The sequence below is a fragment of the Alcanivorax nanhaiticus genome, from assembly GCF_000756665.1.
GTDB lineage: Bacteria > Pseudomonadota > Gammaproteobacteria > Pseudomonadales > Alcanivoracaceae > Alcanivorax > Alcanivorax nanhaiticus.
Genome location: NZ_ARXV01000002.1, coordinates 78,248 through 98,352 on the forward strand (window position 1 = coordinate 78,248; position 20,105 = coordinate 98,352).

A 20,105-nucleotide genomic window follows, 5' to 3' on the forward strand; every position below is an offset into this window, starting at 1 on the left:
GGTTATCATGAACAACTCAACATTTAGCAAGCGTGCGTTCACCAGCGCGTTCCTGGCGCTGACCCTGTCTACGCTCTCCGCCTGTGACTTTGATATAGGAAAAGACGGGCTCACCATCAATGAAGATGACAGTGTCCGGTATGTAGATGCACCCGGCACAACCTCCCCGCCTGCAGAAACCGCAGACTGCGGCGGCACCACTTCAGGCGTAAACTGGGGAGCCTTGCTCAACGAGAACTGCCCCAAGCTGTCGGATTACAATCTCTTTGCGGACAGCACCGACCCCACCCGCAATCCGAACGCCGGAGGCATCCCCTACGACCTGTCGACGCCGCTGTTCACGGACTATGCGAGTAAATACCGGTTTGTGTTCATTCCTGAAGGGGAAAAAGCCACCTACAGTGAACACGAGGCGTTCGAGTTTCCTGTGGGCACCGTGCTGGTGAAAACCTTCGCCATGCCGGCGGACACCGCCAACCGCGGCCAGAACGAAACCATCATCGAAACCCGCCTGCTGATCCACCGCGAAAATGGCTGGGTCGCACGCCCGTATTACTGGGACTCGGAAGCGGATGCCTCCCTGGCCATCGCTGGCAAAAGCGTGGAGAACATGACTACGCTGCACAATGGTCAAACCCTGACGTTCACCTATGCGGTGCCGAAGGCTTCGTCCTGTACCTCCTGTCACTCGGTGGTGCCGCTGCTGCAAGGCTCAGAAGATCAGCGCCAGCCGATCTTCAAACCCATTGGCCCCAAGGCACGTTTCCTCAATAAAGATTTCGATTATGAAGGCTATATCAGGAACCAGCTGGCTTACTGGGAAGAGCAAGGTGTACTGGAAGGTTTGCCAGAGTCTCTGAGCGAGGTGTCAAAAGCGCCGGTGTTCAGCAACGCCATGGACCCGACACTGTTGTCGCCAGAAGCGCTGCATGATGCCGCCAAAGCCTATCTGGACATCAACTGTGCGCACTGTCACCGCTCTGAACTGACCCTGCCAGAACCCTTGTACGCTGGCCCGGCAGGCAGCAGCGGTTTGCAGATGGAATACAACCGCAACTACGAAGACGACCCGACCCGGTTCGGCACCTGCAAGACACCGGTTGCCGGTGGCAGCCCGGATTACCCCTTGGGGGATGTGGTGCCCGGTGCAGCAGATATGTCCTATCTGGTGTTCCGGATGAGCACAACGGATCCGCGTCACAAGATGCCAGAACTTGGACGAAGCACCGTTCATGCTGAGGGCGTTGCGTTGATCAGTGAGTGGATTAATCAATTGCCAGATGCGGCTTGTTCGCCGTGATCATCCCGGAAAGGACGCGCGCTGCGCGTCCTTTCTGCGCGTCTGCGCGTTACTGGCCCGGTAAGGTTTGAAGATACTGGGCAAATGCCTTAATCCTCTACCAAAAGGCAAGCGACCAATCTGACATATTCCAGATCCTGAAGCCCCTCACCCAACGGAATAGCAAAATCAATCCGCGAGGAGCCCGCGATCAGAAGCCCTAGAAGATATTCACCCTCGTCATGTAATCCACTTTCCGGGCATCGGCGCGTTCCAGCGGCCCTTCTGTACCCGGCGCGGTAGTCTTCCGCCCCTGCCTCGCTGCCGCCTCACTGGTAGGACATTGCATCGCCAAGCCACACACGTCGTTCTCACTCAAATAGCGGGCCGCTTCAAGAAAACTGTATTTTTTTTCCTTATAAATAATACGCAAATCTTCAATCTTGTCGGTGCGATTGGGAAGAATGACAAAGCGCCCCTTCTCCAGGATATCGAACATAAATTCTTTATAGGGCTCGATGTCAGGCGTCACCTTAAAGAGGGTGTCATTATAGTGCTTGCCATTCGGCCCCTTTGAGTAAGCCGAAACCGTATCGCCATAGACACGAATGGATAGAACAGGCTGGTCACCGTAGTATTGGGTACGAATCTTTAACCCTTCTGTCACCTTGAAAATCTGCTGGTAAGCGAAGACGTTTGTGGCGACAAACAGCAACATTGCCACCACGAGCTGGATCATGTTCCGCATAGATTCCCCCATTCAAGCCTGCGGCGACATATGGGCCGGGCTTGCTGTCAACTGGTAACGCAAAGTGTAGCAGACTCCTGCTCATGCACCGTAACGCCTAGCCCATAACTCCTCCTTCCCTCAACTCCTATATTTCCCCTCTTGATTGCTATCAATGCCCGAACGGGAGACGGACATTGGAGGTTCTACCCCTTGTTTTCCATGAACAAACAGCACAGCCTAAACAAGACAGGTTAATATCAGCTGAAGACAAAAAATCGGTGCGCAGCAACCAAGTGCAGGCTGACCCCGATGGCCATTCTGAGGGGGCTTTTTAATCCTGCTGTCGGTGCCCGGTGTTCTACTCCCCCTCCCTCGCCGGTTTTTGGAGTAGCCTTTCCTTTAATTTGGCAGCCATCTCCGGTTTTGCTGCCTCATTCAGGCACAGTATCGCCACGAACATCATGAACACAGAAAAAAGAGCAACAAAGGGAATTCCTCCGCTCCCGTATTTATTTAAAAAGTATTCAAACCGAATTATTGGCATCAATGCCAGAAAAGCGAAAATAAAGTAGATCGTATTAAAAAAAATCCCAACCTTCTTGCGGCGACCAACCGTTGAATACTTTTCTTTAAAATCCACCTCTCCTCCACCGGCGGAAACCTCGATATAGGTTGAGAATTTCTTGATCAACTCCAGGAACTGCAATGGATTACTTGATTTCAGCGAGCACACTATTTCTTCATAGGTGTAAGGGTATTTGAAAAAGTATTGAAAATTCTCTTGAACTGCCAATCTATTCATCTCTTCGATGGGCAAAGAAAGATAATCGGAGAGTTCATCAACACGCCTTTTCTTTACCCTAACCCTATCCTTTGAAAAGCCATCAACAATCCATTTTATTAACATGGGAACAAGCAAAGTAATAAGCGACCCAGCTATTTTTTCGTACATGTAAAAATCCAACACTCAATTCAAATATTTAAAGGCCAGTCAGACAGGGCTCAAAATTCACATCATCTACACTTGCCCGACTTCCGCATACCGCCCCGCCACCCATTTTCGACCGGTATTCTTTGCATATTCCTTTAGCTTTTCCAAAGCGCCAATCGCTACAGGCTGTCGCGGAGTTCTCGGCTTCATGTGTAAAAGCCACGTATGCTCATCAATCCCGAGTCGGTCCAATACCCCGGCAGCCCTGGCTGATATAGCACAGCGCTTGTCATCGCGGATCGCCCTGCCCGTATTATCGACTAGCTCCAGATAATCCATTACTCGAAATCGAAGAAGGGTATTATCATCCTCAAATCCTACGGTTTCCGCCTCAACCATAGGCAACAACCGCGGCAGCTTTGCGGGCTCATTTGATCTCAGGGCCTTAGCTCGTTGCTGAACAGAGGTGTAATCGGATTCCACTGGCGTGGCGGCCATATCAGCTCTGACCGGATTCAGGTCTACATACGCCATACACTGCAGCACAGCCTGTTCATCCAGTAAGGCCTGACACTTGTAGCGACTTTCCCAGAAGCGCCCTTTGCAGCAATCTTCTTCATTGGCCTTCCTGGCCAGATACTCATTCAGGCATTTCATGAACCAGCCAAGATCGTAAAGCCGCTCCCGCCATTGAAAAACGATCTCTTCGGCCTTGAGAGACTCCGCTTCCCCAGCCTCCCCCTTCAACCAGCGCTTGATGATCAGAGGGCCGCTGAACAGCTGCATCCAGCGCCCTGCCACCTCTTGGTCGGACCATGACAAAACTTTCTGCCGATCAATACGAACAACGAGGTGGTAGTGATTGGACATCACCGCATAGGCACACAGATCAATGGCAAAGACCTCAGCCAACAGCGACAGTCGGTCCACCACCCACTGGCGGCGGTGTTCATAATCCTGCCCGGAATAGTGGTCTTTGCCGCACAGAAAGGCCCGCCGAACACAGCGGCAGATACAGTGGTAGTAAGAAGTAGAGTCGAGAGATACCTGGGTATAACGAGCGCGGGTCATGGCAGCCTCCTTGCTTATCCATGACCCAACAATACTGACCATAAAGACAGCAAAACATCAGACAGTGACGACTCTTCGTGTAAGATTTTGTCCAATTTATGGGTGTCCCCGATAAAAGAGGAATGGGCCATGATTCCCTCTGCCAATCGCTATATCATGGCCGACTTGATCTGAAACCCGTCGAATCCCCCGGAGGTAAAGTGAGCGCGGACCTGAGCCAACATACGCCGATGATGCAGCAATTCCTTGCCATCAAGGCCGAACATCCGGATCAGCTGCTGTTCTACCGCATGGGGGATTTCTATGAGCTGTTCTTTGGCGATGCCCAGAAGGCGTCGCGGCTACTGGACATTACCCTCACCCAGCGCGGCCAGAGTGCCGGCAAGCCGATTCCCATGGCGGGGATTCCCTATCACGCGGCGGAAGGCTATCTGGCGCGGCTGGTGAAGCTGGGTGAATCCGTGGCGATTGCCGAGCAGATTGGTGATCCGGCGCTGGCCAAGGGGCCGGTGGAGCGCAAGGTGGTGCGCATTGTTACCCCGGGCACGGTGAGTGACGAGGCGTTGCTGGAAGAGCGTCGCGACAACCTGCTTTGTGCCGTCTATGAAGAAAAGGGGCTGTATGGCTGTGCCAGCCTGGATGTGGCGGCGGGTCGCTTTGTGGTCACCCAGGTAGAAGGCAGCGAGCATCTGCAGGCGCTGCTGGAGCGCTGGTCTCCCGCCGAGCTGCTTTACAGTGAAGACAGGTCCTTGCCCGGCCGCTGGGCAGACAAGCCCGGCAGTCGCAAGCGTCCGGACTGGGAATTCGATGAGGAATCCGCCCGCCGCCAGTTGTGCCAGCAATTTCAGGTACAGGACCTGGCGGGGTTTGGTGAACCCACGCCCGTGGCGGTGGCCGCCGCTGGCGCCCTGCTCGGGTACGCCAAGGAAACCCAGCGCGGTGAGCTGCCTCATGTCACCGGCCTGACGGTGGAAAGCTTTGATGACACCGTGGCCATGGATGCGGCCACCCGCCGCAACCTGGAACTCACCGAAACCCTGGATGGCCAGGAGCAGCACACCCTGGCCTGGGTATTGGACAGCACCAAGACCGCCATGGGCGCCCGCCAGCTGAAACGCTGGGTGCACCAGCCCATGCGCAACCGCACCACCCTTAATCAGCGCCAGGACCAGATTGAAGCCCTGCGCCAGGGCTGGTGTTTCGAGTCCACCCGCGACGTGCTCAATGACATTGGCGATATGGAACGGATTCTCGGCCGGGTGGCGCTGCGTTCGGCCCGCCCCCGCGACCTGACACGCCTCCATGCCAGCCTCAAGTCGCTGCCGGCATTGATCGGCACCCTGCCCGCCTCCGATGCTTTTTATGAGCTGATCGAACGCATCGGCCAGTTCCCGGAACAGGTCGAGCTACTGGGTGGGGCGGTGATTGAGAACCCGCCCATGCTGATCCGCGACGGCGGCGTGATCGCCCCCGGTTACAGTGCGGAGCTGGATGAATTGCGCTCCATCAGCGAAAACGCCGGTCAGGTGCTGGTGGATATCGAGACCCGTGAGCGCGAGCGCACCGGCTTCTCGACCCTGCGGGTGAAGTACAACAAGGTACACGGCTATTACATCGAGCTCTCCCGCCGGGAAGCGGATGATGCGCCGGTGGATTACCAGCGTCGCCAGACCCTCAAGAATGCCGAACGGTTTATCACCCCCGAGCTGAAAGAGTTCGAGGACAAGGCGCTGTCCGCCTCCAGCAAGGCACTGACGCTGGAGAAGCGTCTGTATGAAGCACTGCTGGAAAAAGTGGCTGCTGATCTGCACCCGCTGCAGCGCTGCGCCGCGGCCGTCGCCGAGCTGGATGTGCTGGCCGCCCTGGCCGAGCGTGCCGAGGCGCTCGACTGGGTGCGCCCGCAGCTGGTGGACGAAGAAGCCATCATCGAGATCGTGGATGGCCGCCACCCGGTGGTGGAGCAGGTGCTGGACGATGCCTTCGTGCCCAACAGCCTGCACCTGGACGATGCCCGCCGCATGGTGATCATCACCGGCCCGAACATGGGCGGTAAATCCACCTACATGCGCCAGACTGCGCTGATTGCCCTGCTGGCTCACCTGGGCAGCTGTGTGCCCGCCGCCAGCGCCCGCATCGGCAATCTGGACCGCATCTTTACCCGTATCGGCTCCTCCGATGATCTGGCCGGTGGCCGCTCTACGTTCATGGTGGAAATGTCGGAAACCGCCAACATCCTCAATAATGCCACCGCCAAGAGCCTGGTATTGATGGATGAAATTGGCCGTGGCACCAGCACCTTCGATGGCCTGAGCCTGGCCTGGGCGGCAGCGGAGCATCTGGCCCGCAACCTGAAGGCCTTTACCTTGTTCGCCACCCACTATTTCGAACTCACCCAGCTGCCCGAGCAACTGCCCGGCATCTACAACGCCCACCTGACCGCCAGCGAACACGACAACCGTATCGTGTTCCTGCACCGGGTTCAGGAAGGGCCGGCAAGCCGCAGCTATGGCCTGCAAGTCGCTCAGCTAGCTGGTGTACCGGCGGGCGTGATCCAGCAGGCCGGCGAGAAACTGCGCGAACTGGAAGCCGGGCAAACCCTGACGGTGAACGATGCGCCCCCCGCGGTGATTCCCGCCACTAACTCTCCGGCAGCAGCGCCGGCACAGGCCAGCCTGTTTGCGGAGCCCAGCGCCGCCGAGCAGGCACTAGCTAAGCTGGATCCGGATGATCTGACTCCCAAACAGGCGCTGCAAGCGCTCTACAAGCTGAAGGACTTGGTGTAACCCAACCTTTGCCGGCCGCGCAGGAACAGGCCTGGGCGAAGGAAGCAAAACAGCGGCGAGTGTGACGAGTAGCGAGTTTCGAAAGGCAAAAGGTGCCTCGACCTGATGGCTTCAGGTTTTCGAAACCCGCTTCTCGCCACTCGACACTCACATCTCAAAACCCCGGGTTCGCACCCCGAGAGGTGCTCCTACAGATGCCCCATTACACCGCCCCTGTCCTCTTCGGACTGTCCGAGCTATATCCTTATATCAAGTCTTCGTTTGCCTGCCTTTGGTCATGCCGCTAGACTAGCGCCACCCTGAGTAAGACCCTCTTCAAGCTGCTATGATTAGCGGCTTGATGCTGGACAAAGACAAGACACCTGGCGAGGACAGGCTATGACGTTCGTAGTAGGTGAAAACTGCATTAACTGCAAACACACCGATTGTGTGGAAGTGTGCCCGGTAGACTGTTTCTACGAAGGCCCGAACTTCCTGGTTATCCACCCGGACGAGTGCATCGATTGTGCACTGTGTGAGCCGGAGTGCCCGGTCAACGCGATTTTCTCTGAAGATGAACTGCCCGACGGCGAGCAGGAATTTCTGGAGATCAATGCGGAGTTGGCCGAGAAGTGGCCAAATATTACTGAAATGAAAGACGCACCGGACGATGCTGAAGAGTGGGACGGTGTGCAGAACAAGCGTGAGAAGCTGGTTCGGGAGTGGGAAGGCTAAGCCTTCCTGCTACCAGGCAGCGCCATATCCCTGTGTGGCGCTGACTTCTGCAGCTTTCCTGCAGACAAAATAAAAGGGCGGCATCCTGCCGCCCTTTTTGCGTCGAGTCGTCCTGACCCTTTTGCGCTCACCGTGACTTCCGTGTCTTGCGTTCCCTGCTTGTCCCTGTGCTCCTGTCCTTGAGCACGATTCCACTATATCAACGCGTTTTTAGGTTTTGGGTAAAAAAAAGATTAAATATATGGCGAAAATACACTCAATTTCACCATTCCCTTAATTTTCAAGGCGTTACATGCAAACAGGCATTCCAAATACTGCCAAAATGACAGGCATTTCCTACAGGTTTGTAAGATATCTCTTACAAGAGAGAGTGGGGCGAGGCCCCTGAAAGGCTCGTATGTGACCGAAGCTACATGGCGTCGGTAAAAGGCTGGCAAGTTTTTACAATTTCTCACCGGTTTTTACAGCAGCCCAAGCCGCTAATCGCTAGCATTAGTTATATGAGCTTAGGGCAACATTAAAGCTCAACCAGTATCCCCCCAAGGCGCTAGAAATAGCGCTCACAACCCCCCTCTTCCACCCCACTTTTGGAAGAGGGTTTTTTTTGCCTGTTCAGCTGACAGCTCACTACATCAAAGCGTTTTGAGTGCCTCTGCCGCCTTTTTAAAATCACGTTCGAGGGCGCTTAGCCGCGTTTGCGCCAAGGCCAAATCCCCTTCCATGGCAAGAGTTTCCAGCGCGAGGCAATGTTCACAGACTTGTATAGCGCCCAGATTACTGCTGCTTCCCTTGAAGGAATGCGCCTGGGCACGCAGGGTTTCCCGATCCTGGCCTTGCAGAGCCTGAGACAGGGCCTGCAGGCGCTGCTGACCATCACGAATAAATGACTCAACCAGTACAGAGAAATCATCGCCCATTACATCCTTGAGCTCTGCGACAATGTCCGAATCAATAATCTGGGGGTCTGATACCTGCATAGCGCTTCCGTCATCCTTTACGGTCAGTTATTTTTTCATCTACGAAATACATCTTATGTGCTGTAGTTCTGATATTTCCACTTTTCCCGAACAATCCGTTTCGGGAATCTCGCTCAGGGTTTGATTAGCCCCAGCGTTACCGCCCGGGCCAGATCCTCCGGCTCATCCACATCCCAGAGCGCCGGGAGGGTCACAAGCCGGTCTGTGTGGAGGGCCAGCGCAGCCTGACTATCTGCCAGAGCATGCCCTGTACCCCATCTGACAACCTGAAAGGGATTCGGTTTCCACAGGCGTTGCTGGCTGCTGCCAATCAGCACATACCCTCCGTCCTCACTGGCACCAAACACCACATCCGATGTTTCAAGCGCGTTCAGTGCCTGCTGGAAGTAGCCGCGATCCAGCAGCAGACAGTCACTGCCCACCAACAACACCCGGCGATAGCGTTGCAGCCCATGGGCAAGGGCGTGACACATGCGCTCGCCCAGATCGCCGTGGCTCTGCTGTAATCTGCTCGCCCAGCCGGCACGGCGGGCTCTGGCACTCAATGTCTCATCCGCGCGATCTGTCCAGAGTTCCACATGGCCGGGGAAAGCACTGGCCGCATCCAGGGTGATATCCAGTAGCTGGCGATAGACCTTCAGCGCCCCAGCCTCACCGACTGCCGGTATCAGACGGGTTTTTACCTTGCCCTCCTCAAGCGCGCGGGCAAAAACGACCAGCAAATCCTGTTCTGAACGGACGCTCATGATCATACTTATCGCCCGTAATAATCCTGGTGCAATTTGGCAGGATCCGCACCCCGCCAGTAACGCCAACGCAGGCACCACATCAACCAGATCGTTTTCCAGGTGCCATTCTGCTGCCAGCGACGACTACTGGTCACCACAGCAGGGCGCAGGCAGAACGGTCTGGCTCTGCGGCGTAAAAGCGCACTCAGGGCCACATCCTCCATGAGCGGCTGGTTGGGAAAACCGCCCAGCGCCTCAAAAACTCCACGGCGCACAAAAATGCCCTGGTCTCCGGTGGCAATCCCGGTCCAACGGGAACGCAAATTCATCAGCCAGGCAATAACGGAAAACATGATTCCCTTGCCTGACAGGCTGACATCAAAACGTCCCCATTGAGCTGACGCCGGCAACCTTGCCAGCCTTTCCCGATGGAGCGGCAACACCCGGGTATCGGCGTGAAGAAACCACAACCACTCGCTCTCGGCGGTCCTGGCACCGGCATTCATCTGCAACGCTCGCCCCGGCCCAGCACTCAATACCTGATCGGCGAAACGGGAGGCAATCTCTGCGCTGGCATCCACACTGTTGCCATCCACTACAATCAATTCATCGCTTTCCTGCAGGGCATGCCGGATAGCTGTGAGAACCTCAGCCAGATGGGGAGCCTCATTTCGTACCGGCACGATAACGCTGACCGTGGTCACCCCAGCGCGCCTCCGCAACTACTGCCCGCACCGGCGGTGCAACCAAAGCAGTGATCCGCCACATAAACGGCCTCCCCCTCAAGATCGGCCTCCAGCAGGGAAGAAAGATGGGGGTGGCTGGCATGATTCCCCTGCGGCATGTGCAGCATCTGATTGAAATCGCAGTCATACAGATAACCACGATAATCCACGCTGATGGTGCTACGACACATGACTGCAGGCAGTGTCTGCTGATTAAAATTAGCCCTCAGCAATTGCATGTAATCGTTGAACTGTTCGTGGGCCAGCAGCACCGCACCGAAACGACTGATGGGCATATTTGTAATAGTGAGAAGGCTATTGAAACGTAGCCCAAAGCGTTCGGCCAGTTCACGCTTGTAGTCAGCCTCCAGAGCTGCCTGGGGCGGCGGCAGGGAGGGGCCGGTGGGGTTATAGACCAGATCCAGAGGCAGCGAATCGCCATAGCCCAGTTGGTTGAGCCTGCGGATGGCCTCCATGCTGCCTTGATAAACGCCTTTACCCCGTTGCTTGTTGACGTTGTCTTCCAGGTAACAAGGCAGTGATGCGACGATGTGAACCTGCTGCTCTGCCAGAAAAGCAGCCATGTCTTCGTAGCCTTCTTCCAACAGGATGGTCAGGTTGCAGCGATCAATCACTTCCACTCCCAGCTTGCGTGCCTCGCTGACCAGATAGCGAAAATGGGGATTCATCTCCGGCGCGCCGCCGGTGAGATCCAACACCTGAATGCCGCGTTGGCGAATCACCGCCAGCACCAGCTCCACCGTGTCACGATCCATCAGTTCGGTTCGTGTGGGACCGGCATTCACATGGCAATGCACACAACTGAGGTTACAAAGGTAACCCAGATTCACTTGGAGAATGGTCGTCGCATGGCGGCGCAGGGGAGGAAAATCTGTGGAGCTGCGCACCAGAAGGTCGTGGGTGTCCTGCATAATTCACCTGATTCGTGTTTCCACAATGCTACCAATTGGATGCAAGGATGTCGCAAAGGTTACGTGAAGGAGGCAATCGAGTTTCGACAAGATGATGACCCTGGACGCGAGCCAATGCCTACTGGCAGCCCGGACGAGGCTACAGGCAATTCCCTAGACTATCTCCTACACTTGGCCGCACAAAAAATAGTCGTCTATTTGCCGAAAACTGGCGCCACCGCTGAAAGTCCTTACAATCAGCAGCCATGCCCCGGTAGCTCAGCTGGGTGAGTTCGGGGTTTTCCAAAGCATGCTTTGGCCGAACGAACGCGAAGCGGATATCGCCGCTTCGCCGGTGCCCGTCAGGGCGAGCAAGCGCTGTAAAGAGTCGCTTGCTCCCCGGAAGTGGCACCTGAGCGTGAAGTCCTTACAATCTGTTTCTCATGCCCCGGTAGCTCAGCTGGATAGAGCAAGCGCCTCCTAAGCGCTAGGTCGGATGTTCGAATCATCTCCGGGGCGCCATTATCCTTGTTGTGCAATCTCCACATTCATCAGCGCCAGCAACGCCCGCGTTGCCGGTGAGGGCGTTTTTGGCCAGACCACTCGCACAGAACGGCGCGGCGCGTTCTTGACCCGCCGTGTGCACACCCCTTCAAGTTGTTGCGAAAGGCTCGCGGGGATCAGCCCTACCGCCAACCCTTGCCGGGCAATGGCAACCAAATGTTCTATCGTGCTGACCTCAAACTGCACCGCATACTCGAGACCATGCTCCGCAAACACCTCTGCTGACTGCCGGTAGGCGCTGCTGCCCACCGGGAAATCCACCAGCGGTGTGGAAGCCAGCTGCTGAAGCGTCACATCCTGTTGGTGGCTCAGAGGGTGCCCTGTGGACATTAATGCCACCAGTTCCTCGTTGCACAATTGCTGGCTACTGAACCCTGCATCCATGGTTTCCCCAGGCCAAACGCCAATGAAAGCCACGTCCAGGCGACGTTCCCGCATGCGCTGAAGCAACTTTTCACTCCCCTCCATCACCAGTTCGACATGCACATGGGGGAAATCACGGTGAAAGCTCGCTAACAACTGGATCGGATCCGGGCTGGTCAGTGTAGAAATCGTTCCCAGTGACAAACGTCCTCTGACTTCACCTGCGGTAGCGACCGCCTCATCCGCCACCCTCTGGACCGCATCCAACGCGCGCCTGCCGTTTTCGACAAAGGCATGACCAGCCTCGGTCAGGCGGACCGAACGGGAGTTGCGCTCGAAAAGCGACACTCCCAACTCCGCTTCAAGCTGAGCTACCTGATGACTCAGCGCGGACTGGACGATATGGCATTGTCGGGCGGCGGCAGTAAAACTGCCCTGCTCGGCCACCGCCAACACATATTCAATCTGCTTGAGTTTCACCGCATCAATCTCATATTTCGATTACTGAAATGACAATAATACATTAGAGAGATAGCAAAAATTCAAGGACACTGCTCCCCCCTGTTCCGGAGGCTTCATGACACGATCCCAACCCTCATCAGCCGACACGCTCAGCAACCTGCTGGTCATGTTGATGGCAACCACCACTGGCTTGGTGGTTGCCAGCAACTATTACGCTCAGCCTCTGCTGCATACCATTGCCGATGAGCTGAACCTGACCTACGCCAAGGCGGGGATCATCGTTACCGTGGCGCAGGCAAGCTACGCGTTAGGGCTGGTGTTGCTGGTGCCCCTCGGCGACCTGCTGGAACGGCGGCGGCTGATCATTACCATGATGTTTTTTGCCACTGCGGGGCTCCTTGTCAGTGCCAACGCACAGAATTTCATCATGCTGTTGTCAGGTACAGCCATCGCCGGGGCCTTTTCGGTGGTGGCCCAGGTGCTGGTCCCCTTTGCCGCCACTCTTTCTTCACCGCAGCACCGTGGCAAAGTCGTAGGCACCATCATGAGCGGTCTGCTAATGGGGATTTTGCTGGCAAGAACGGCCGCTGGAGGGCTTTCCAGCCTGGGGGACTGGCATACAGTTTACTGGGTGGCCGCTGCGCTGATGCTGCTCAATACCCTGGCGCTCTGGTATCTGCTCCCCCGTCATGCGCCCACCAATTCCCGTATGCACTATGGCAAGCTGATCGTTTCGGTTTTCACTCTGTTTGTCCGTTATCCGGTCCATTTTCAACGCTCCATGCTGGGCTGCCTGATTTTTGCCATGTTCAGCGTACTGTGGACTTCACTGGCCTTCCTGTTGTCCAGTGAGCCGTGGTCGCTCCCGGACGCCACCATTGGTTTGTTTGGTCTTGCCGGCGCAGCCGGTGCGTTATCCGCACGCCGTGCCGGGGTACTGGCAGACCGAGGGCATAGCCGGTCACTCACACTGATCGGGGTGCTGGCACTGCTGTTATCCTGGGGCTTGATCGGGCTGGGGGCACATTCGCTGATAGCTCTGCTGGCGGGCATAGTATTGCTGGATCTGGCCCTGCAAGCCGTGCATATCACCAATATGAATCTGGTCCTGGGGCTGGATGAAAACGCACGCAATCGGCTCAACTCAGGCTATATGTTTCTCTACTTTGTCGGCGGTGCGGCGGGTTCAATGGCATCGGCGGCGGTGTACCAGCAAGGCGGCTGGATCGGGGTGACTCTGCTCGGTGCAAGCCTGGGGTTCATCACACTACTTTATGCACTGGGCATGCGTGCGGTACCAGGGCAAGCCCAAGAGGCATGACAGGGTTTTACATACGCAGGATTTACCTGGCCCGACCTCTGATCTAGATTGACAGTTCAAGACAGGAGAAGGGAGTCACCTATGAAGCTGCTGGCATTGTTACAACTGGCACTGGTCATCTACGCCATTGTCATGATCATCCAATCATCCGCAGAAACCGGTGCCAAAGTGCTCTGGACCCTGCTGGTGCTCATCGTGCCGCTGATCGGGCTGATTATCTGGGCGCTTATGGGGCCGGGTTCTCCGCTGAAACGTTAGCCAGCGAGGCATCAGTCTCCTTCAGCCAGCTTTCCGGTACCTTGTAGTAACCGGTATCCACACCCTGAAAACGTGGCTGATTGATCACCCTGCGCAGGCGTTTCAATGAAAAGTAAGGAATGTCGCGCAGGATGATATTGGCAATCCAGGCCGGCACCGCGCCCCCGGGGTCCAGCACCACCTCGATGGTCACTTCCACTTCCCCCGGCGCCACCGGCGAGAAGCGATAGTAGCCTTCCATCTGCGGCATGCGCACATAGCCTTTTTGTTCCGGCATACCCGGGTTCAGATTCATGGGCATGACCAAATCGTAGCTATCCGGCTCCTGATAGAACGTCACCCGTAAAGGGGCATCACGATCGCTTACTGGCCAAGGTAGCTGCGTGGTGACATAAACATCGCGTTTGTCGTGGGCATAACGCTTCACATCACGGATTTCTGACACCATGTGCATGAAATCCGCCACAGCATCATAATCATCCATGAGAACACCGATGGCCTTGAAATCATCCATCTGCATCCGCGCCACGCCCCGGAAAGTCTTCAACCGAGTATCTTGCTCATCCTGCCGGTAGACCTTTACCCCATCGCGGTCAGTCACCAGAATCCACTCTGGCTCAGCCCCGGCTTCACCGGCCCGACCAAGCACAGCTGTGGCGAGCATCATTATCAGTATTATGATTTTTTTCATGTCTCAGCCTGGCACTCCTCGTCATTCCCCCGAGCGGGAAGAGCGCGTGGATGCACTCTAGCGGCACTCCCGTTCCGGTGAAATATTACAGCTTCTGTTGCGTGACATGGGACACAATAATCATGGCAAAGTGCCATTCATCCTGCCAGGCGGCCCCTAATCCGCGATCAAGTCAGAGATAGGGCTCCATCAGGTGCGCGAGAGCATTACGGATGCGCCGCCAAGGGGCAATCTGGCGAAATCCGTCTGTATCCAGCTGCAAGGCGGTCTCTATTCGGCTATCGACGAAGCGGTCTACCCGCTCTGTGAGCGCATCGCTGTAGCACTCCAGATCAAATTCAAAATTCAGTCTGAGACTGCGGGCGTCCCAGTTCCCCGAGCCCAGCATCACCCAGTGACCATCGACCGTCATGACCTTGCTGTGGTCGAAGGGAGCCGCGGTGAGATACAGCCGGGCGCCTTCGTTCACCAGCCAGCTCAAGGCGTGCAAACTGGCCCAATGCACCATACGCAGGTTGTTCTTGCGAGGAATAACAATCTGCACCTCCACCCCCTTGAGGATGGCAAGCTGTAACGTCGCCAGCAGAGTCAGATCTGGAACAAAATACGGTGTAACAATACGGATGCGCTTCTCCGCACTGCCGATGGCAGCCAGCAAGGTAAGGCGTCGCTTGTCGAAATCCGCATCCGGCCCCGCACTGATTCCACGAGCCTGCACATCACCCAGCTGAGCCTTGCCACTGTAGCTGGTCTCCAGCACCTCCCGGCAGGTAAACACCCAGTCCGCAGCAAAGCTTCGCAGCAACTGTCCCACAACCGGGCCTTCAACCCGGGCGTGCAGATCCGTGATGGCCGGCGGAGACTGAATATAACCGGCACGAATATTCATCCCGCCGGTAAACGCCAGGCGACGATCCACCACCATGAATTTGCGATGATTGCGCAGGTTGATATAGGGCATGCGCCAAGGGGCGAGAGAGTAAAGGAAACGCTGCACCGGCACTTTGCGACGACGTAGCCGCCAGACCACAGAAGGGAGCGAATACAAGGCTCCCACCCCATCAATCAGCACCCGTACTTTGACGCCGCGCTGCACCGCTCTTTCCAGAGCCTCGCAGATCGGCTTGCCGGCTGCATCATTGCCAAAGATGTAAGTGGCGAGGTAGATACTTTCTGTGGCGTTGTCGATAGCTGCCAGCATGGCTCGCCATGCCTGGGGAGCATCCAGCGGCTCTACCCGATTACCATCGACCAACGGCAAATGGGTCAGGCGACCCACCAGGCGACTTAGCTCCTGAAGGTGCCCGCAGGCAGGAAGTGGTTCCGCGGCCACCCGCCAGCCATCTTCGCTGTCGATCAATCCGCCCGTCAGCTGCCGGGCACGGCGGCGAATCCGGTTAACACCCAGCATGAAATAGAGAATGGCACCCAATACCGGCACCAGCCACACCAGCCCGGTCCAGGCCGCAGCGGCGCGCGCATCGCGCTTGTTTTGAGCCACATGGATGGTGACAGTGATCGCCAGGCTGATACTGATCGCGGCGGCAATATACGGCCAGAACGGCTCTAGCCGATCCAGTCCCGCATTCCACAGCTGTTGCCAGTCCCTGATCCTCGCGCCCATCGCACTCCGGTCCCTGATTCACGCTCTCGCCCACCTTCTGGCGGGCAGGCATTGCCGCCAACATAGCACAGTTCCTTGCAGCGACGGGAAACAGAACATTATGAATTCTCTAGCTTTTTTGCGGACAAGGCCAAATTTCAGTAGAATGCGCCCTCTTTTGGGTCACCTTCAGGCTGCGCCTCTTGCGGCACAGCTGGATACAGCGGTTACCCGAATCCTTCGCGTCACCCGATGGCGCGCGCAATTGAGCCCAACGCTCATTTTTCAGCGGCTGCCGCCGCTGACCATCTGTATCACCTAATCAATCTTGCTGGTTTAGGCAGCCAGTGTACCGGTGTCCGCGTTGCATCCGCGCTCCGGCACATGATGAGGAGCATAACCATGCCCGAGACCAATAGGGTTATCCCGCTGCATCGAAGCGAGCAGCCACAGTTCGATGAGCCGCGCCGTTTCAAGGTTTATACCGCGCGCCAGCTCGACAAGATCGAGCAACTCTCCCGCCTGGATGAGGAGACCCGTTTCGCCATGGAAGTGGTCGCCAATGTCCTGCCGTTCCGGGTGAACGAATACGTCATCAACGAACTGATCGACTGGGACAAGGTCCCCAATGATCCCATCTATCAGCTGACCTTCCCGCAGAAGGACATGCTGGCACCGGAACACTTCGACAAAGTCGCTACCGCCATGCGGGGCGGAGACAAGGCCGAGATCAAGGCGGTCATTGCCGAGGTCCGTGAAGCCCTGAACCCGCATCCGGCAGGCCAGATGGAACACAACATGCCGGAAGTGGACGGCGAAAAGGTGGATGGCATCCAGCACAAGTACAACGAAACCGTGCTGTTTTTCCCCAGCCAGGGCCAGGTGTGCCACAGTTACTGCACCTTTTGCTTCCGCTGGGCCCAGTTCATTGGCGACAACGATCTGAAAATTGCCGCCAAGGAAGCCGGCCAGCTGAAAAAGTACATCCAGGCGCATCCGGAAATTACCGATGTACTGATTACCGGCGGCGATCCGCTGGTAATGAAGACCAAGAACCTGCGTGCCCATATCGAACCACTGCTGGAACTGGAGCAGATTCGCACCATCCGTATCGGTTCCAAAGCGCTCACGTTCTGGCCCTACCGCGTTGTGTCCGATGACGATGCGGAAGATCTGCTGGATCTGTTCCGCGAAGTCCAGGCCAGCGGCAAACACCTGGCTCTGATGGCGCATTACAACCACTGGCAGGAGCTGGAAACCGACATCGCCAAGGAAGCCATTCGACGGGTACGCGCCACCGGTGCAGTCATTCGTGCCCAAGGACCTTTGCTTGCACATATCAATGACAATGCCGACGACTGGGCCCGTCTGTGGCAGACGCAAGTGGAATTGGGGATCGTGCCCTACTACATGTTCGTGGAGCGCGATACCGGTGCCCGCCATTATTTCGAAGTGCCGCTGTCCAAAGCCTGGGAAATCTACCGCGACGCAATGAAACAGGTTTCCGGTATTGCACGCACTGCACGCGGCCCCAGCATGTCCAGCCATCCGGGCAAGGTGGAAATCCAGGGCGTGACCGAGATCAACGGCGAAAAAGTCTTCGCTCTGCGCTTTATCCAGGGCCGCAACCACGACTGGGTACAACGGCCGTTCTTTGCCAAATACAATGAGGAAGCCACCTGGCTCAATCATCTCGAGCCCGCCTTTGGTGAAGACAAATTCTTCTTCGAAGACGAGCTGGCCGAAATGGAAAATTAATTGGCTGGCCAACAAAAACGCCCCGCGATGCGGGGCGTTTTTGTTGGTCGATCACTTACATTTTTACACTGCCCATGATGGAACTTTCACTTGGGTTGGGCTATTAATGAAATAGAGTGAGTTTTTCCCCGGCAAAAATGTCCCAAACCCCAAGGAGAAAACCATGAAGAAAGCCTTTACCAGCGCAGCCTGCGCCATGATGCTGACTGGCTGCCTCGGTCAGAATGCGCTTTTCGACACCGTGCAGGACTGGAACGCCACCGCAACCAACAACAAGTTCGTAAATCAGGGTATTTCCTTCATATTCTGGTGGGTACCGGTTTACGGTCTGAGCCTGTTGGGTGACATCATCATTTTCAACTCCATCGAGTTCTGGACCGGCACCAACCCGATCAGCAAAGAAGGCGCCAAAGTCGCCGGGAGCACCGAAACCGTTACCGACGGCCTCGGTAACCAGGCTGAACTGACCTACAACGCCGACGGCTCCATCTCTGTACTGGCCACCAGCAACGGGGCCGAAGAACGCTACACCCTGATCAAGGAAGACGGCAAGGTCATCAAAATTCAGGATGATCAGCGCGAAGTGCTTGGCAGCATGCTGCTGTAAAAATCCAAGTTGCGGGTGAGGAGTTGCGAGTAACGAAGAACAAAAACCATCCTGGCCTCAGGGCTGAAGGTTTTGAATTTCGAAACTCGCAACTCGAAACTCGCTTCTGACTATTCACAACAGTCTCGAAAGCATGACCAGCGCTTGCTCGACCCGATTATCCCATTTCACTGCGCAATTCATCCGCAAACAGTTTGAAAACTTTCCGGACGCTGAAAACAGCGCACCCGGCGCAAAACTCACCCCGGCCCTCAAGGCATCCTCCAGCAAATTGGTGGTATCCACATCCCCCGGCAGTTCTACCCATAACACGAAACCGCCTGCCGGCCGGCTGACCCGTGACTCGGCGGGGAACAGCTGGGTTACCCGTTCAGTCATCCGCGCAACGCCGCGTACATGATCTGCGCAAAGCTGTCGTAGAAAATGGTCATAGCGACCCTTTTCCAGATAACGTGCCAACGCCAATTGGGCTGGCGTGTTAACCGAAACCGTATTGATAAACTGCAAGTATTCAGCACGTTCCTGTTGGCCGGACGGCGGCACCAACCACCCCACACGCATGCCCGCTGAGAGTGTTTTCGAGGAAGAGGAGCAGTAATACACCAGCCCTTTTCTATCCCAACTCTTTAACGGCCTGGGTCGAGGCCCGGACAAGGGAAGATCACCGTAGATATCATCCTCTACCAGCGGCACCTTGTGCTTTTCCAGCAACGCCAGCAATGCCTGCTTGCGGGTATCAGAAAGGCACACCCCCAGCGGGTTGGAGAAATTGCTCACCACGACACAGGCCGCCACATCCCAACGTTCCAGCGCCAATGTGAGTGCATCCAGAGAAATCCCCTGCTCTGGATCCGTGGGAATCTCCAATGCTTTCAAACCAAGCGATTCAATCACCTGAAGCAATCCATAATAGGTAGGAGACTCGATGGCTACCGTATCGCCGGGTCGTGTAACCAGCTTCAAGGCAATGGATACCGACTCCTGGCAACTATTCGTGATCAATACTTCTTCAGGAGTGACATCACATTGCAGGCCAGCTAACCGACGCGCAATCTGCGTTCTCAACTCCGGCGCACCAGGCGGGAATTCATAACCCACACAGCGTCGGCGCTCTTCGCGGAGCACTGAATGATAAACCCGCTCCATACTAGCCACCGGCATGAACTCAGGTGCAGGCACCGCCGCACCCAAATTCACCACTCTGGGGTCTTTAACCGACTGCAGGATCTGCAGCACCCGCTCCTGACCAGTAATCCGCCTTGGCTTGCGGCTGACACGGGCCACCCTCGGTGGTTCTCTTACCAGAGCCGGTTGGCGCACGTAGTACCCAGAGCGGGGACGCGCTTCCAGTACCCCTCGCTGCTCCAGTTCCCGGCAGGCATTCACCGCGGTAGAAACACTCACCCCATGCTGCTCACTCAGCAAGCGCACTCCCGGTAAACGGCTTCCCACTGGATAAACCTGATCGCGAATCAGCCCCTGGAGACGATCAGCAAGATTCTGGTAAAGCGTCATTCCCACCTCAACAGTACAGTTGTTGAAAATCAGGGCAGCACAGATTTACTCAATCCCAATCTGTACCGCTCCAAATTCATTTTCTTATATCTGTAATGATCAGTACTGTCCACC

At 56.1% G+C, this 20,105-nt stretch carries 18 protein-coding genes and 1 tRNA gene; 8 read left to right on the top strand and 11 right to left on the bottom strand.

Features of this window, described 5'->3' with window-relative positions; genetic code table 11:
• Positions 1-7: 7 nt before the first annotated feature.
• Positions 8-1,300, top strand: coding sequence for an SO2930 family diheme c-type cytochrome (locus Y5S_RS02490; RefSeq protein ID WP_052041350.1), 1,293 nt, complete (start codon positions 8-10; stop codon positions 1,298-1,300).
• Positions 1,301-1,499: 199 nt separating this feature from the next.
• Here Y5S_RS02490 and Y5S_RS02495 read toward each other — a convergent pair whose 3' ends face one another.
• The 3 genes from Y5S_RS02495 to Y5S_RS02505 form a co-directional block, all read right to left on the bottom strand.
• Entirely contained in the window at positions 1,500-2,027 is a 528-nt protein-coding gene (locus Y5S_RS02495) for a hypothetical protein (RefSeq protein WP_035230182.1), read from the bottom strand.
• 340 nt (positions 2,028-2,367) lie between these two features.
• On the bottom strand, positions 2,368-2,961 hold the full coding sequence (locus tag Y5S_RS02500; protein WP_035230183.1) for a hypothetical protein: 594 nt from the start codon (positions 2,959-2,961) through the stop codon (positions 2,368-2,370).
• A gap of 66 nt (positions 2,962-3,027) precedes the next feature.
• Positions 3,028-4,011, bottom strand: coding sequence for a transposase (locus Y5S_RS02505; protein WP_035230184.1), 984 nt, complete (start codon positions 4,009-4,011; stop codon positions 3,028-3,030).
• Positions 4,012-4,241: 230 nt separating this feature from the next.
• Between Y5S_RS02505 and mutS the strand changes: the two genes are divergently transcribed.
• Both mutS and fdxA read left to right on the top strand, forming a co-directional pair.
• Positions 4,242-6,794, top strand: a complete 2,553-nt coding sequence (gene mutS, locus Y5S_RS02510) for a DNA mismatch repair protein MutS (protein WP_035230602.1) — start codon at positions 4,242-4,244, stop codon at positions 6,792-6,794.
• A 378-nt stretch (positions 6,795-7,172) separates the two neighbouring features.
• On the top strand, positions 7,173-7,508 hold the full coding sequence (gene fdxA, locus Y5S_RS02515) for a ferredoxin FdxA (RefSeq protein ID WP_035230186.1): 336 nt from the start codon (positions 7,173-7,175) through the stop codon (positions 7,506-7,508).
• A gap of 632 nt (positions 7,509-8,140) precedes the next feature.
• Here fdxA and Y5S_RS02520 read toward each other — a convergent pair.
• From Y5S_RS02520 to arsS, 4 genes are all read right to left on the bottom strand, one after another.
• Positions 8,141-8,485 carry an Hpt domain-containing protein gene (locus Y5S_RS02520; RefSeq protein ID WP_035230188.1) on the bottom strand — a complete coding sequence of 115 codons (345 nt, stop codon included), beginning with the start codon at positions 8,483-8,485 and terminating at the stop codon, positions 8,141-8,143.
• Between the two features lie 113 nt (positions 8,486-8,598).
• On the bottom strand, positions 8,599-9,231 hold the full coding sequence (locus Y5S_RS02525; protein WP_052041388.1) for a TIGR04282 family arsenosugar biosynthesis glycosyltransferase: 633 nt from the start codon (positions 9,229-9,231) through the stop codon (positions 8,599-8,601).
• 8 nt (positions 9,232-9,239) lie between these two features.
• Positions 9,240-9,917, bottom strand: a complete 678-nt coding sequence (locus Y5S_RS02530; protein WP_035230192.1) for a TIGR04283 family arsenosugar biosynthesis glycosyltransferase — start codon at positions 9,915-9,917, stop codon at positions 9,240-9,242.
• On the bottom strand, positions 9,914-10,870 hold the full coding sequence (gene arsS / locus Y5S_RS02535) for an arsenosugar biosynthesis radical SAM (seleno)protein ArsS (protein ID WP_035230194.1): 957 nt from the start codon (positions 10,868-10,870) through the stop codon (positions 9,914-9,916). Before arsS ends, Y5S_RS02530 begins: the two co-directional genes overlap by 4 nt.
• Positions 10,871-11,294: 424 nt before the next feature.
• Here arsS and Y5S_RS02540 point away from each other — a divergent pair.
• Positions 11,295-11,371, top strand: a tRNA-Arg gene (locus Y5S_RS02540).
• Here the strand turns inward: Y5S_RS02540 and Y5S_RS02545 are convergent.
• Complete coding sequence (locus Y5S_RS02545) at positions 11,372-12,256, bottom strand: LysR family transcriptional regulator (protein WP_035230196.1); 885 nt, start codon at positions 12,254-12,256, stop codon at positions 11,372-11,374.
• A gap of 97 nt (positions 12,257-12,353) precedes the next feature.
• Here Y5S_RS02545 and Y5S_RS02550 point away from each other — a divergent pair, with 97 nt between their 5' ends.
• Both Y5S_RS02550 and Y5S_RS19360 read left to right on the top strand, forming a co-directional pair.
• Complete coding sequence (locus tag Y5S_RS02550; protein ID WP_035230198.1) at positions 12,354-13,559, top strand: MFS transporter; 1,206 nt, start codon at positions 12,354-12,356, stop codon at positions 13,557-13,559.
• 81 nt (positions 13,560-13,640) lie between these two features.
• Positions 13,641-13,817: a PLD nuclease N-terminal domain-containing protein gene (locus tag Y5S_RS19360; RefSeq protein WP_081939633.1), complete on the top strand. Its 177-nt coding sequence runs from the start codon at positions 13,641-13,643 to the stop codon at positions 13,815-13,817.
• On the opposite strand, the gene Y5S_RS02555 is transcribed toward Y5S_RS19360, so the two are convergent.
• Both Y5S_RS02555 and Y5S_RS02560 read right to left on the bottom strand, forming a co-directional pair.
• Positions 13,786-14,508, bottom strand: coding sequence for an START domain-containing protein (locus Y5S_RS02555; protein ID WP_081939634.1), 723 nt, complete (start codon positions 14,506-14,508; stop codon positions 13,786-13,788). The genes Y5S_RS19360 and Y5S_RS02555 overlap by 32 nt on opposite strands.
• A 172-nt stretch (positions 14,509-14,680) precedes the next feature.
• Positions 14,681-16,132 (bottom strand): phospholipase D-like domain-containing protein, encoded by a 1,452-nt coding sequence (locus Y5S_RS02560; RefSeq protein ID WP_052041352.1) that lies wholly within the window; start codon positions 16,130-16,132, stop codon positions 14,681-14,683.
• A gap of 381 nt (positions 16,133-16,513) precedes the next feature.
• Here Y5S_RS02560 and Y5S_RS02565 point away from each other — a divergent pair, with 381 nt between their 5' ends.
• A complete protein-coding gene (locus Y5S_RS02565; RefSeq protein WP_052041353.1) occupies positions 16,514-17,869 on the top strand; it encodes a KamA family radical SAM protein in 1,356 nt (451 codons plus the stop codon).
• 163 nt (positions 17,870-18,032) lie between these two features.
• Complete coding sequence (locus Y5S_RS19085) at positions 18,033-18,476, top strand: DUF3332 family protein (protein ID WP_052041354.1); 444 nt, start codon at positions 18,033-18,035, stop codon at positions 18,474-18,476.
• Positions 18,477-18,590: 114 nt separating this feature from the next.
• Here Y5S_RS19085 and Y5S_RS02575 read toward each other — a convergent pair whose 3' ends face one another.
• Positions 18,591-19,991, bottom strand: a complete 1,401-nt coding sequence (locus Y5S_RS02575) for an aminotransferase-like domain-containing protein (RefSeq protein ID WP_035230201.1) — start codon at positions 19,989-19,991, stop codon at positions 18,591-18,593.
• Positions 19,992-20,105: the final 114 nt, after the last annotated feature.

Coding starts and splice junctions, on each gene's coding strand:
- Y5S_RS02490 (WP_052041350.1), top strand. CDS start 8: ATGAACAACTCAACATTTAGCAAGCGTGCGTTCACCAGCGCGTTCCTG.
- Y5S_RS02495 (WP_035230182.1), bottom strand. CDS start 2,027: ATGCGGAACATGATCCAGCTCGTGGTGGCAATGTTGCTGTTTGTCGCC.
- Y5S_RS02500 (WP_035230183.1), bottom strand. CDS start 2,961: ATGTACGAAAAAATAGCTGGGTCGCTTATTACTTTGCTTGTTCCCATG.
- Y5S_RS02505 (WP_035230184.1), bottom strand. CDS start 4,011: ATGACCCGCGCTCGTTATACCCAGGTATCTCTCGACTCTACTTCTTAC.
- mutS (WP_035230602.1), top strand. CDS start 4,242: ATGATGCAGCAATTCCTTGCCATCAAGGCCGAACATCCGGATCAGCTG.
- fdxA (WP_035230186.1), top strand. CDS start 7,173: ATGACGTTCGTAGTAGGTGAAAACTGCATTAACTGCAAACACACCGAT.
- Y5S_RS02520 (WP_035230188.1), bottom strand. CDS start 8,485: ATGCAGGTATCAGACCCCCAGATTATTGATTCGGACATTGTCGCAGAG.
- Y5S_RS02525 (WP_052041388.1), bottom strand. CDS start 9,231: ATGAGCGTCCGTTCAGAACAGGATTTGCTGGTCGTTTTTGCCCGCGCG.
- arsS (WP_035230194.1), bottom strand. CDS start 10,870: ATGCAGGACACCCACGACCTTCTGGTGCGCAGCTCCACAGATTTTCCT.
- Y5S_RS02550 (WP_035230198.1), top strand. CDS start 12,354: ATGACACGATCCCAACCCTCATCAGCCGACACGCTCAGCAACCTGCTG.
- Y5S_RS19360 (WP_081939633.1), top strand. CDS start 13,641: ATGAAGCTGCTGGCATTGTTACAACTGGCACTGGTCATCTACGCCATT.
- Y5S_RS02555 (WP_081939634.1), bottom strand. CDS start 14,508: ATGAAAAAAATCATAATACTGATAATGATGCTCGCCACAGCTGTGCTT.
- Y5S_RS02560 (WP_052041352.1), bottom strand. CDS start 16,132: ATGGGCGCGAGGATCAGGGACTGGCAACAGCTGTGGAATGCGGGACTG.
- Y5S_RS02565 (WP_052041353.1), top strand. CDS start 16,514: ATGCCCGAGACCAATAGGGTTATCCCGCTGCATCGAAGCGAGCAGCCA.
- Y5S_RS19085 (WP_052041354.1), top strand. CDS start 18,033: ATGAAGAAAGCCTTTACCAGCGCAGCCTGCGCCATGATGCTGACTGGC.
- Y5S_RS02575 (WP_035230201.1), bottom strand. CDS start 19,991: ATGACGCTTTACCAGAATCTTGCTGATCGTCTCCAGGGGCTGATTCGC.